Origin of the sequence: Paenibacillus sp. Soil724D2 (assembly GCF_001427935.1) — a bacterium.
In the GTDB taxonomy this organism is placed as follows: Bacteria; Bacillota; Bacilli; order Paenibacillales; family NBRC-103111; genus Paenibacillus_E.
Genome location: NZ_LMRY01000059.1, coordinates 264,848 through 277,979, shown reverse-complemented (window position 1 = coordinate 277,979; position 13,132 = coordinate 264,848). Strand labels below are relative to the sequence as shown.

At 45.7% G+C, this 13,132-nt stretch carries 13 protein-coding genes and 1 pseudogene; 10 read left to right on the top strand and 4 right to left on the bottom strand.

Annotation, left to right across the window (positions count from 1 at the left end; genetic code table 11):
• Positions 1-54 precede the first annotated feature (54 nt).
• The 3 genes from ASG85_RS34755 to ASG85_RS34745 all read left to right on the top strand — a co-directional run bounded on the left by ASG85_RS34755 (position 55) and on the right by ASG85_RS34745 (position 3,177).
• Positions 55-1,380 carry an ABC transporter substrate-binding protein gene (locus ASG85_RS34755; RefSeq protein ID WP_235550284.1) on the top strand — a complete coding sequence of 442 codons (1,326 nt, stop codon included), beginning with the start codon at positions 55-57 and terminating at the stop codon, positions 1,378-1,380.
• 73 nt (positions 1,381-1,453) lie between these two features.
• Positions 1,454-2,329 carry a carbohydrate ABC transporter permease gene (locus ASG85_RS34750; RefSeq protein WP_060649347.1) on the top strand — a complete coding sequence of 292 codons (876 nt, stop codon included), beginning with the start codon at positions 1,454-1,456 and terminating at the stop codon, positions 2,327-2,329.
• A 23-nt stretch (positions 2,330-2,352) separates the two neighbouring features.
• Positions 2,353-3,177 carry a carbohydrate ABC transporter permease gene (locus ASG85_RS34745; protein WP_060649273.1) on the top strand — a complete coding sequence of 275 codons (825 nt, stop codon included), beginning with the start codon at positions 2,353-2,355 and terminating at the stop codon, positions 3,175-3,177.
• A gap of 95 nt (positions 3,178-3,272) precedes the next feature.
• Here the strand turns inward: ASG85_RS34745 and clpP are convergent, their stop codons facing one another.
• The 3 genes from clpP to ASG85_RS34730 are packed head-to-tail and all read right to left on the bottom strand — an operon-like array spanning position 3,273 to position 4,775.
• Positions 3,273-3,854: an ATP-dependent Clp endopeptidase proteolytic subunit ClpP gene (gene clpP / locus ASG85_RS34740; RefSeq protein ID WP_060649272.1), complete on the bottom strand. Its 582-nt coding sequence runs from the start codon at positions 3,852-3,854 to the stop codon at positions 3,273-3,275.
• Positions 3,855-3,886: 32 nt separating this feature from the next.
• The gene (locus tag ASG85_RS34735) at positions 3,887-4,177 is read right to left on the bottom strand and encodes a hypothetical protein (RefSeq protein WP_060649271.1); all 291 of its coding nucleotides are present in this window, start codon (positions 4,175-4,177) and stop codon (positions 3,887-3,889) included.
• A gap of 13 nt (positions 4,178-4,190) precedes the next feature.
• Positions 4,191-4,775, bottom strand: coding sequence for an ArsR/SmtB family transcription factor (locus tag ASG85_RS34730; protein ID WP_060649270.1), 585 nt, complete (start codon positions 4,773-4,775; stop codon positions 4,191-4,193).
• Between the two features lie 227 nt (positions 4,776-5,002).
• Here ASG85_RS34730 and ASG85_RS34725 point away from each other — a divergent pair, with 227 nt between their 5' ends.
• Genes ASG85_RS34725 through ASG85_RS34715 form a run of 3 tightly spaced genes read left to right on the top strand, consistent with a single transcriptional unit; the run spans position 5,003 to position 7,671 of the window.
• A complete protein-coding gene (locus ASG85_RS34725) occupies positions 5,003-5,674 on the top strand; it encodes a GntR family transcriptional regulator (protein ID WP_235549507.1) in 672 nt (223 codons plus the stop codon).
• Positions 5,675-5,731: 57 nt separating this feature from the next.
• Positions 5,732-6,814, top strand: a complete 1,083-nt coding sequence (gene uxuA, locus ASG85_RS34720) for a mannonate dehydratase (protein WP_057307820.1) — start codon at positions 5,732-5,734, stop codon at positions 6,812-6,814.
• A 2-nt stretch (positions 6,815-6,816) separates the two neighbouring features.
• Complete coding sequence (locus tag ASG85_RS34715) at positions 6,817-7,671, top strand: SDR family oxidoreductase (RefSeq protein WP_057307819.1); 855 nt, start codon at positions 6,817-6,819, stop codon at positions 7,669-7,671.
• Positions 7,672-7,900: 229 nt separating this feature from the next.
• Here the strand turns inward: ASG85_RS34715 and ASG85_RS37495 are convergent.
• Positions 7,901-8,077 (bottom strand): annotated as a pseudogene (locus tag ASG85_RS37495) (helix-turn-helix domain-containing protein); the annotation flags it as partial.
• Positions 8,078-8,485: 408 nt separating this feature from the next.
• Between ASG85_RS37495 and ASG85_RS34710 the strand changes: the two are divergent.
• From ASG85_RS34710 to ASG85_RS34695, 4 genes are all read left to right on the top strand, one after another.
• Positions 8,486-9,949 carry a glycoside hydrolase family 32 protein gene (locus ASG85_RS34710; RefSeq protein ID WP_057307818.1) on the top strand — a complete coding sequence of 488 codons (1,464 nt, stop codon included), beginning with the start codon at positions 8,486-8,488 and terminating at the stop codon, positions 9,947-9,949.
• Between the two features lie 12 nt (positions 9,950-9,961).
• Positions 9,962-11,311: an ABC transporter substrate-binding protein gene (locus ASG85_RS34705; protein ID WP_057307817.1), complete on the top strand. Its 1,350-nt coding sequence runs from the start codon at positions 9,962-9,964 to the stop codon at positions 11,309-11,311.
• A gap of 66 nt (positions 11,312-11,377) precedes the next feature.
• Positions 11,378-12,256, top strand: a complete 879-nt coding sequence (locus tag ASG85_RS34700) for a carbohydrate ABC transporter permease (protein ID WP_200961731.1) — start codon at positions 11,378-11,380, stop codon at positions 12,254-12,256.
• Between the two features lie 13 nt (positions 12,257-12,269).
• Positions 12,270-13,103 (top strand): carbohydrate ABC transporter permease, encoded by an 834-nt coding sequence (locus ASG85_RS34695; RefSeq protein WP_057307816.1) that lies wholly within the window; start codon positions 12,270-12,272, stop codon positions 13,101-13,103.
• The last annotated feature ends 29 nt before the right edge of the window (positions 13,104-13,132 follow it).

Here is a 13,132-nt window from a genome sequence, read left to right as displayed (position 1 = left end):
CTGGTGATATAGTTGATTTGTAACCAGTAAGGATATGAAATACAGGAGGGTCAAATGATGAATATGAAGAAAACAACGCTAAGTCTACTCTCTGCAGCTATCGTGTTGGGAGTTACAGCAGGCTGCGGTTCGTCGGGGGAGAACGCCGCTAAAAACAGTCCTGCTGCTTCTTCAGAAGCTAAGAAAGCAGTCACGCTTACGATGTGGGGAGGCGTACCAGCCGAAGCCGGTCCGCAGTTGGTTGTTGATAATTGGAACGCAAAGAACCCCGATATTCAGGTGAAATATGAGCGTTTTGTCAATGATGATGCTGGCAATCTGAAGCTAGATACGGCTCTTACGACAAATCAAGGTATTGATTTATATGTCAACTATACCTTATCGGGTTTATCGAAACGTGTTGATGCTGGAACAGCACTCGATCTCAGTGAATTTAAAGACTACAATATTGACGATAAAATGGGCTCCGATGCAAAGGACTGGAAAGTAAAAGATAAGTATTACGGTCTTCCCACCAAAAAGAATGTATCTTTCGTGTGGTTGAACAAAAATGCACTTGATGAAGCTGGACTAGCCGTTCCTGCGTTAGATTGGACGATGGCTGATTTGCAGCAGTATGCGACAAAGCTCAAAAAAGGCCCACGTTGGGGCTTTACAGAACATATTTCCGGATACACCAACTTTTTTGATGGAGCCAATGCCGGAGCGGGGTTCACGAAAGCGGATGGGACATCCAACCTCGACGAGTCTAATGTTCGTAAGGCATACGAAGCTATGTTTGACATGATGCATAATGATAAATCAATGCCGCTTCTAGGCGAACAATTGACAAGTAAAATGCCAACCGATGCGATGTTTTTAAAAGGCGAAACAGCCATGCTGGGCGCGGGCGAGTTTATATTCCGCAGTTCAAACAACATGAAAGATTTCCCGCGAGACTTCAAGATTGCTTTTGCCACGGTTCCTAAAGTGACGAAAGAACAGACTACTTTTAAATATGCGGGAGGACTTGGCGACGTTATTTCCATTAATCCAAACTCGAAAAATAGAGAGCAAGCTTGGAAGTTTTTGAAATGGTATGCGGATGGCGGAATGATGCCACTTGCTGCCGGCGGACGTATTCCTTCTTCTAAGGATGCGAATGTGGAGGAAGCCATTAAACTTCTCCTTGGAGACAATGAAAAAACATATGATGTGGATTCACTCAAAAAGGTTGTATTCGGCAAATTCCCTACGTATACAGCAACGCTTCCGCAACAGGTTGTGGATGCGCGAAGAGAAGAATATGAAAAGTATTTCTTGAAGGCACAATCCTTAGATGACACCCTTAAGAATTCGGTCAAGCGCCATAACGACTACTTATCCAAAAACAAGAAATAGCAAGAAAGATGGGGGGATGCATCAAGAAAGAGGCACCTCCCTTTTTTTGTTCAAAAAAGGAGTGATTTATGGAATGAACTGGGCAAAAAAACAACGTAGATTAGGGTACTTGTTCATTTTACCTAATATGCTAGGCGTCATATTATTCTTTGTCATCCCTGCCATATTTTCGCTGGGGATTATGTTCACGAATTACAAGTACACATCGCCGGATATCGAATGGATCGGCCTCGATAATTTCAATAGATTATTTCATGACCCCGTATTCTATGTTTCATTGAAGAAAACAGCCTTATTTCTTGCCGCTGTCCCTGTTTCAATCGGATTGGCCTTTCTTGTAGCTCTTGTATTGAATCGCAGTGTGTATGTAAAGAGTCTGCTAAGGGCTATGTTTTTCATGCCGTACATTACGAGCGGTGTAGCTGTAGCTTTTGTATGGATGCTTCTGTTTCAGCCGTCGCAGGGACCTGTTAACAGCTTTCTCCGTTCCATTGGCATTGATAATCCGCCAGGATGGATGTCTACGACGACTTCTTCAATGTATGCCATAGACATTATTTGGATTTGGTTTCTTCTTGGTTATAATATGATCATTTATTTGGCGGCCTTTCAAGAAATACCGCAAGAACAACTGGAAGCCGCAAAAATCGATGGAGCAAGATCATGGACGACAGTTTGGAAAATTATCTTCCCGCTAGTGAGTCCCTCCACGTTCTTATTAATGATTACGGGCTTAATTACGTCGATGAAGACGTTTGGTATGATCCAAGCTGTTACGCAAGGCGGACCTGGAGGCAGTACAACGATTTTATCCTTGTTTATTTACCACAATGCGTTTCGTTACTATGAAATGGGCTATGCTTCAGCCATCTCATGGGTCTTATTCGCTATCATCTTCTTGATCACGATGATTCAATGGGTTGGTCAGAAGCGATGGGTTCACTATTAAGTAAAAACCGGAGTTGAGACAATATGGAGATAAAATCGACAAAATTATTATATACGATTGCCATGCTGGTACTGGGTTTTTTTATGATTTTGCCGTTTCTCTGGATGATAAGTACATCTTTTAAAACACCCAATGAAGTGTTCCAATACCCGATCCAGTGGATACCCCAAAAGGTGACGTTTGAACATCATCTTAAAGTGTGGACAGGCAAGGAAAGCTTTGTTATTTATTATATGAATTCGTTGAAAATAGCGCTGATTTGCATGGTTGGAGCTACATTCTTGTCCTCCTTAGCGGCTTATGGATTTTCGCGAATTGAGTTTAAGGGAAGAAACCTGCTTTTCATGTTTTACTTATCGATGATGATGGTTCCACCGCAAGTGTTATTTGTTCCGAAATTTATTTTGTTTGATAAAATAGGGATTTATAATACGCACTGGGCACTTATTCTTCCTGGCTTGTTTACCATTTTCGGGGTATTTCTGATGAGACAATTTTTCATGTCAATCCCGCAGGAGATTACTGAATCCGCTTTTGTAGACGGGGCTGGCCACATTCGTATTTTCTTTCAGCTCATGCTTCCACTGGCCAAACCGGCATTGGCTACCTTAGCGATTATTGATTTCTCCTGGAACTGGAATGACTATGAGAATGCCCTCGTTTTCCTGCTTGACCGTGATCTGTATACAGTCCCACTGGGCATGCAGAATTTCATTCTAGAATTCAATATTGACTATAACGGGATGATGGCGGCAACATCTGCTGGCATTGTTCCCATGCTGCTTGTATTTCTTATTGGACAAAAATATATCATTCAAGGGATTACGGGTTCCGCGGTAAAAGGTTAAGGGTTGATAGGAGACCTACATACCCTTAAGGGGCTCAATTGAAAAACCCTAGCCACTGGCTAGGGTTTTTCAATCTTGATTTATAAAATGAACGATTAGATTTTCTCGATTACCTTATCAATCAATCCATACGTTTTAGCATCTTCTGCGGTTAGGAAGTAATCACGGTCTGTGTCTAATTCAATCTTCTCGATCGGCTGCTTAGTTGTTTCAGCAAGTATACGATTGAGTGTTCGCCGTGTTTTGAGAATGTGCTGGGCACGAATGTGAATATCGCTGGCTTGGCCTTGGGCGCCTCCCCATGGTTGGTGAATCATGACCTCGGCATTTGGGAGAGCGAACCTTTTGCCAGGTGCACCTGCCGTTAAGAGAATGGCACCCATGGATGCGGCCATACCTACACAAATGGTGGAAACGTCAGGCTTAATGAAGTGCATCGTATCGTAAATAGCGAGCCCCGCAGAAGTGGAACCGCCGGGTGAGTTGATGTAGAGAGAAATATCCTTCTCCGGATCTTCCGCAGAAAGAAACAATAACTGGGCAACAATCGCATTGGCCACTTGATCGTTAACCTCCGTGCCAAGGAACACAATGCGATCTTTAAGCAGTCTGGAATAAATATCGTAAGAGCGCTCGCCGCGCGAAGATTGTTCGACAACCATAGGTATGAAACTCATAGGAATCATCCTTTCATTTTTAAGTATTATATTTAAGATGCTTTGCTTTGGACGGTATGACTGTGGACAGTACGTTTTTGACCAAAACCAGAGGATACCATGATTAAACGGATCGGTTCTTCGCCATGGGTGGTTTGAAATTCACGAACGGTGAAGGTAGCTTCTGATTCATTAGGTAAGGTGCCTTGACGACGATAAGAGTCGATCGAGATCACATTGCTTCCTGGGGTTTCAGGAGTACGATCAACAGCTTGCTCCCAAGCAATAACAGGTGTTGCAGGTACTGCGTCATTCTGCGGTTTACTTGTTTGTTCATGATTCATGGCGGTTGCCTCCTCATTCTTTCGGTTTGGGATATACGGCTAACAAGACTTGATAGGCATCATTTCCGTCTTTGCAGCCTGAGTATCGATCCACCAATTGCTGCACCATGGCAGCGTACTCCTCAACGAATGTTTGCCTTTGCTGTTCATCAGACAGATGGACCTGCAGCTGAAGCGTAGCACTAGGAATCACTTCGCCCACATCGGATTGCTCCATAAGCAGCATCGCATCTCTACGAATCCGCTCGGATGTGGTCACAAGGTGAGCCAAAGAGCTCTGGTCCTTCAACCTCTGCAAGGTTTCAGGCTTCATACTTAACGATTCGGCCAATACGAATGTTTTGGCTATCGCTCTGTACAATACTTCGACCAGATTGCGCACCTGACGAGTGCCAACGCGTTGAACCAAGCCAGCTTTTTCCAAAGCTTTGAGGTGATAGTTAATGCGTTGGGCCGTTTCCCCGAGTGTTCGAGCCACTTCAGCAGCAGAGCCAGGTTCCAGCAGCTGAGCAATGATCTCCCCGCGAATAGGGTTCAATAAGACGGTAGCTTGCTCTGGAGACTCGATGTAATAGCTGTCTTGAATATCTTTTAGCATGGAGTGGATAGCCTCCAATACAAAGTATGTGTTACGTAAAAATATTTTATTACGTGGGAGATGAAATGTCAATGGGCGGGGGGAGAAGAGATTAAAGCATTTGATTTACTTAGGATTCTCTTCAGAGAGTAAGGATCATCAAACAATACAAGAAATACCCTTCATACTACCATACAAGTATGGTAGTATGAAGGGTATAAGATAAATCAGGGAGGTGAATCACAACATTGTATATAAAACCACATATAAGTACTTCCCGTGATGCAGTCTATCATGAGCTAAAAGAGCAAATACTTCAACTCGATCTGCTGCCGGGCACTGTTATCTCCGAGAAAGAAATATCAGTTAAATTTAATGTGAGCCGGACCCCGGTACGCGAAAGTTTCGTTCAATTATCACAGGAAGGTCTACTGGATATCTATCCCCAGCGCGGCACGGTCGTGTCACTCATCGACTTGCAGCTAGTGGAAGAGGCTCGTTTCATCCGGGAACAGTTGGAACGAGCCGTCATCAGCCTAGCTTGCGCTAACTTCCCAGCAGAGTCTTTCCAGATGCTTCTGTCCAATCTGGCGCAGCAGCAAATTAGTATGCGTGAGCAGGACTTCAAAATGATGTTCGAGCTTGACGAAGCGTTTCATCGGACGATATTTGTAGGCTGTAGGAAGCTGAATACATGGGCTGTGATCCAGCAAATCAATGTTCATCTCAATCGCACCCGTATGCTCAGACTGGCAGCAGATCACCGTTGGGATGAGCTGTATGATCATCATCAACAGATGGTGGAAGCGATCGAACTTCATCAGGTCGGAAAGGCTGAGCAATTGATGAACACTCATCTGCACCTCACGATTGCTGATCAAGCCATACTTAAGGAGAAATTTCCGGCTTATTTTAAATGAAGCCGATTAGGAAATCAAAAGTTGCAATAAATAGCTGATAGGAGGCGGAAGTGTTCGATGAAAATGGTTTTTCGCTGGTTTGGCGAGGGCAACGATACAGTGACATTGGATCAAATTAGACAAATTCCCGGTGTGGAGGGCATTGTTTGGGCTCTGCATGATGCTCCGGCCGGTGAAGAGTGGCCGATGGATAAAATCATGAAGGTCAAGGCTGCTGCCGACCAGGCCGGTCTTCATATGAAAGTTGTTGAAAGCGTCAACATTCATGAAGATATCAAACTTGGGCTTCCGAGCCGTGACACCTACATCGCTAATTATAAGAAGACTATCGTTAAACTGGCAAAGGTCGGTGTTAAGGTGATTTGCTATAATTTCATGCCCGTGTTTGACTGGATACGAACCGATCTGCACAAAGCGTTGGAAGATGGATCAACAGCGCTATTTTATGAGAAAAGTAAAGTCGCTAATCTCAATCTGTTCGAGCAGGTGGAGAGGATTAACGCTAATCCAAAGTTCACGATGCCGGGCTGGGAGCCGGAGCGGCTGGCTCGTTTAACAGAATTGTTCGAAGCCTACCAAGAAGTGACGGAAGAGCATCTTTGGGTGAATGCTAAGTACTTTCTGGATGAAATCATTCCATTCGCTGCTGAACATGACATCCGTATGGCTATCCATCCAGATGATCCGCCTTGGCCTATCTTCGGATTGCCGCGCATCATTACCAGTCAAGCGAATATTCGTCGTTTTCTAGGGCTATTTGACAGTCCCTATAATGGTCTTACAATGTGTAGCGGATCGCTCGGAGCGAACCCGTCCAATGATATTATAGGAATCGTTCATGAGTTTGCCGACCGTATTCCGTTTGCGCATATTCGCAATGTTCGTGTCTATGAGAATGGCGATTTTATTGAAACTTCCCATCGTTCGACGGACGGGACTGTGGATATTGCCGGCATTGTAAACGCGCTGCACGCAAATGATTACGATGGTTATTGCCGCCCGGATCACGGTAGACATATCTGGGATGAGCAGTGCAGACCCGGGTACGGCCTTTACGATCGGGCACTGGGCATCATGTATTTGTGGGGATTATGGGACGCTAACCGCAGAAGCGAAAAAGCAGAAAGGATGGTCAACTAGACATGATCGATATCACTTATTTTCCATCGTTACAAGGAAAAATCATCGTTATTACAGGAGGGGCCGGCGTGCTATGCCGGGTCATGGCTCTGGAACTGGCGCGTCAAGGCGGGCGTGTTGCGATTCTGAATCGCTCGCTGGACAAGGGCCTAGAAGTCGTGACCGAGATCACAGCCGCTGGCGGCGAAGCCATTGCGTTATCTTGCGATGTGACCGACGCAGATAGTGTAACGCTAGCTGCCGAAGCGGTTATGGAGCAGTTTGGCCCGTGCGACATCCTGATAAATGGCGCAGGCGGCAACCATGCCAGCGCAAACACGACGAATGAAACGTTTAAATTGGAAGACTTAGCCAACCCGGACATCCAAACGTTTTATGATCTTAGCGTGACAGGCTTCCGTAATGTACTTGACCTGAATTTCGTTGGAACCCTCATTCCGACGCAGATCTTCACGAGACAGATGATCGGCAGATCAGATGTTACCGTCATCAACATTTCATCAATGAGCGCCCCTTCGCCGATGACGAAGGTTCCGGCTTACAGTGCCGCGAAGGCAGCGATCGACAACTTCACGCAGTGGCTGGCCGTGCACTTGGCCGAAAGCGGCATCCGCGTCAACGCCATTGCGCCCGGCTTCTTCTTGACGAAGCAGAATGAGAGGCTGCTGCTCAAAGAAGACGGTTCGCTAACCGAACGCTCACACAAGATCATAAACCATACGCCGATGCGCCGCTTCGGCAAGCCCGAGGATCTGCTTGGCACGCTTCTATGGTTGACGGACGCCAATTTGTCTGGCTTCGTTACCGGTGCCACCATCCCTGTGGATGGCGGATTTATGGCTTACTCGGGCGTGTAAGCATTTTAAACATTCTAAAGTTTGCAGCTCAATCTTTACTGTACCTGTCGGTCCAGCCGTATTCTTATCCTCACTAATGTCGGATTACGTGTCCGACACATGGTAAGTCATAGCACAAAAGGAAGCAAGACTGTATAAAAAAAGCATAAATTCCGCACATGCACTGTCCTTTTTCATACAAAAGGCAGTGCTTGTTCTATTTCCGGAACAGTCAGTGTTGTTGGCACCTCTATTCGTATATGGAACATAGCTTTCTATACTCGCTTGGAGAGATCCCCGACCACCGTTTGAATTGTCGGCTGAAATGGGCGTTATCCCTGTAGCCAAGAACCGAGGAAATCTTCTGTACAGACAGCATCGGATTGGCAAGAAGCAGCTTCGCTCCGTGAAGGACGAGCTCCGACATGGTGGCTTTAGCCCACTTCTCTGTCTTTTCTTATCTTGTCAGGAGCTCCCGGACGCTTGAAATGAAGTAGCCCAGTGTTGGGTGACAAACAAGTTCTGAAGTAGAAAATCAACGTTACATTGAGGAAGAGAGAGTGGTTTAGTCGTATGGAAGCTAGATAAGTCACACCGTTGCGAGACATCGATAGGCCATCAATTATGATGAAGAAATGAAAAAATAGCTTCATTCTGGCATTAGGTACTTTGTTACAACAACGAGAAATCCTCTCTCAACATGCTAAATAAACACGACTTCGGACCTGTAGAGTTCAAATCTAAAAATATTGAACATATAAAAAAAATGTTTGAATTTAAAGCGCTTTCTAAGTCGTTCTATAATAGAATTACAACAACCGAAAGGAGTCGCTACATGTCAAACAGATTTTATAAACCCGATAAAGCTTGGGTAGGAGATTTAATTCCCTTCTACAAGGACGGGACGTTCAGACTGTTCTATCTTCATGATTGGAGAGAGAACAAGCAAATGTACGGAGAAGGCACTTCCTGGTTCGAGCTTCGCTCTAACGATTTCGTTACATATGAAGAGATGGGGGAAAAGTTGAAGCACGGCAGTAATGAAGAGCAGGATATGAATTGCTATACAGGCTCTATCATTGAAGCGAATGGCGAATATCATCTCTTCTATACTGGCAAAAATCTTTATCCGAATTTTTGCGAGGATGGCATACCGCTCGAGTGTGTTATGCATGCTGTCAGCAAGGATATGGAGACATGGACGAAACTTCCTGAGGACACGTTCTATTCAGATGGGGTTCGGTATGAGCGGCATGATTGGAGGGACCCACATGTGATTTGGAACGAAGAAGCAGGGGAATACTGGATGCTGCTTGCTGCCAGACTTAAAGAAGGACTCGCGAGACGAAGAGGCTGCATTGCACTTTGCTCGTCGAAGGATCTGAAGTCATGGGAAATTCGCGAGCCTTTCTGGGATCCAAAGCTGTATGTGACCCACGAATGTCCAGATTTGTTCCGAATAGGCGAATGGTGGTACCTGGTGTACTCCACGTTCTCTGAACGTTTTGTCACTCATTACCGGATGAGCAAATCCCTTAGTGGTCCTTGGACGGCGCCGAAACATGATGCGTTCGACGGGCGCGCATTCTATGCTGCCAAAACGTGGGGCGATGGAGAAAAACGGTACGCGTTCGGTTGGGTCCCAAGCAAGGAACATGAAAATGATTTTGGCGATTGGCAATGGGCCGGCAATCTAGTTGTACATGAGGTGGCCCAGCAGACCGACGGGACGTTGACAGTCCACACCCCGGAGGCCTTGGATCGACATTTTGGTAGCCAGCAACCTATCCTATATCAAGCGCGGATTGGAAATTGGCATACAATAGACGTTTCCGCATTCGTGGAAGCTGATGAAACATTCGCTTCCATTTCGGCAGGGGCGATGCCTGCCACTTGCAAAATCAAGGCGAATGTGACGTTCACAGACCAGACACGCGGCTGTGGCGTTATGCTAAGAGCAAACTCAAATATGGACGAGTGCTATTACATTCGCATCGAACCGATGCATAACCGGCTCGTATTCGACTTCTGGCCAAGAAGAATTAAGGGAGAAGCTCAATGGCACATTGCGGGAGATAAGCCGTATGCGGTAGAGCTGGAAATACCTATCGATTTACAAGCCGGCATCGCGTATGAAATCAAGGTTATCGTCGAAAATTCCGTATGCGTTGTTTATTTGAACAATCAAGTAGCGATGACCACGAGGATTTACAACATGAAAGAAGGCGACTGGGGATTCTTCGTCCAGGAAGGACGCGCCATATTTGAACAAGTAGAACTATCAGTTCCAAATTCATAAGGGGGTTATCCAATGAAACGCTTTACTAAATGGTCTGTGCTTGCCCTTTCGGTTGTGATCTCAATTCCTCTACTTAGTGCATGCAGTGCAAAACAGAACGCGGACACGGGAAAAGCAAGTCCGGCCGCTACCGCTGGCAATGCCACGAAGAAAACGTACAAATGGTTCGTGGGTCGAGGTGTAGACAGTGCTCCGGCCGTTACTGTTAAAGAGATCGCAGATGAATACTCGAAGACGCATCCAGAATTCCAACTCGTTCTTGAAGGGACTGGCGATCGACCGTCTTACTTACAGAAGCTTCATACACTGATCGCGAGCAACGAAATGCCGGATATGTTCGACACGGATTCCGATGCTTACGCAGCGCAGTTGACCAAGCAAGGCAAGCTCGTCGACACGAAACAGATGCTTCAGGAACTAGACAAATATAATGATTTCCGCCCAATTGCGCTTCAATACCAGCAATTTGCGGACGGAAGCATGTACACGCTTCCGCTGGAATTCGGTATTGAGGTATTCTGGTACAACATCAAAATGTTCAAGAACCTCGGTATCACGCCGCCGAAAACATTCGACGAATTCATGAAAGTTGCAGACACGATCAAGAGCAACAAGATTACACCGATTGCAGTCGACGGAAAGGATAAATGGCCGGTTCTGCGATACTTGGCCTTCAAACCATTCCGCATGACGGGCAACGATTTCATCGAGAATGTAAAACAAGGAAAAGCGTCGTTCAAAGATCCTGCCGGAATGGAAGCGATTAACTTTGTCCATGATCTAGGTTCGAAGGGATACTTCCAACAAGGATTCTCTACGACGGATTACACGGCGGCACGGGACTTGTTCCTGGCAGGCAAAACGGGAATCTACTACATGGGTTCCTGGGAAACGATGAATTTCGCCAATGACAAAATTAGCCCGGAGATGAAAGACAATATCGGGTACTTCCTGATGCCGACTATGGATAGCGCTAAAACAGCTTCGAACGATTATTTCATTAACTCGGGTATCGGTCTCGCTTTCAACAAGAATACCTTCGACGATAATATGAAGGGATTCGTGAAGTATTTGCTAGATAAATATCCAGAGGCCTATACGAAGAAAGGACAATTCTCCCCATTTAAGTATTCGCTGGCCAAAATGGACGGTATGCCGGATATCTTCTACAATATCCAGGACGAAATCTCGAAATCGGGTACTGTATTCGCTGTACCGTGGGATACTAGACTCGACCCTGCGACGAACGAAACGCTGGGCAATGAACTGAATGCCTTGGGCATGGGTGCTATCGATCCGAAGGATTTTGCTCGTGAGATGGACGATGCCATTAAAGAAAACGCACCGAAATATTTCAAATAGCAATTGGCCAACCGAGATCTCCCGGTTGGCTCCATTCAAGATTTTCGATAAGGAATGAGTGAGGGCATGGAAAAAATACTTCGAGATCGGAAAGCCATACTTGTCTTCTTACTTCCAACGCTTGTTGTGTATTTGTTTACCGTAATGGCCCCCATCCTATGGTCCATTTATTATAGCTTCTTCTCATGGGATGGCGTCGCTCCAATGAAGTATATTGGATTGGATAATTACGTCAGAATGCTGACTCGCGACAAAACGTTTTGGAAAGCTTTTGAGAACAACATGGTGTACGTCGTTATTATCGTATTTATGCAAGTTTGCCTTGGACTGCTCGTTGCGATGCTGTTGACCAACATTCGTAAGGGTAGAGAGCTGTTCAAGACACTTTATTTCACACCTGCTATTATTACATCCGTCGCGATCTCCCAGTTGTTCCAAAACGTGTTCTCGTTCGAACCGATCGGCTTGCTGAATTATGTCCTTCAAAAGATCGGCTTGGAAGCGTGGAATCGGCCGTGGCTGGCAGATTTGAAATTGGCGCTCGTCGCCGTGTCGGTACCGGAAGGCTGGAGATTTATCGGACTGTATATGATTATCTTGTACACGGCCCTGATTTCGATCCCTTCGGATATTGAAGAGGCGGCGCGCATTGATGGGGCTTCCAAGTGGAGCTTATTCTTTCGCATCAAATTCCCGATGATCAAGCCTGTATTGATGGTATCGATCATAATGGCGACAACAGGTGCGCTCAAAGGCTTTGACATTCCGTTCCTATTGACGAACGGGGGACCTGGACGAGTGACAGAGCTTCTTCCTACCTACATGTACAAAACGGCATTCTCCAGCTTAGACTATGGGTACGGGAGCGCGATGGCAGTGTTTATCGTAATTGAAAGTTTGATCGCAGTCGCTTTTATCCGCAAAATGATGGACGAAAAATCGTAAGGAGACAAAGTAGATGAAACTTTCCCAAAAGTCTAGGGCTATCTTGGTGCTCGTTTCCTTAGCCTTGTTGATTATCCAAATATACCCACTTTTCTGGATCTTTATATCCAGCTTTAAGGACCCGCGAGAATTTTCCAGCAATAATCCGCTTAGTTTGCCAAGCCAGTTCACACTTCAGAACTACTTGAACGTTTGGAACAAAGGAAACCTCGGCACGTACTTTATGAACAGCCTCATTGTGGCCATTTCGTCGATCGTGCTCATTATCGTGCTTAGCGCGATGGCGGCATTCGTGCTTGAAAAGATGCGATTCAAGTGGAGTAACGGATTGCTTTTCTTTTTTCTGTGTGGCATCATGATTCCGATTCAGGTGGTTTTGATCCCGCTGTTTATGATTTATAACAAGACTGGACTCATGAATACGCTGCTTTCCTTAATCCTGCCTCAGGTTGGATTCGCGCTGCCGATTTCCGTATATTTGTTTGTTAGCTTTTATAAGTACATCTCCAATGAGATCATTGAAGCAGCTGTCATGGACGGATGCGGGATATATCAGGTGTTTTTGCGAATTATCTTTCCATTGTCCAGAAATACGATCGTGACGGTCGCCATCATGAATCTGATCTTTATTTGGAACGAGTTCATTTTCGCCAATACGTTTATCCACAATTTAAAATTCCGGACTATCCCCGTCGGACTGATGGACTTCATTGGGCAGTACGGATTGACGGATTGGGGCGCAACGTTCGCGGCGATCAGTCTAACCACGGTTCCGACGTTGCTCGTGTATTTCGTCTTTAACAAGAGTGTAATTTCTGGGATGACGGCAGGAGCTACCAAAGGTTGACATCCCGTGCCTTCACGGTTGGAGTTATA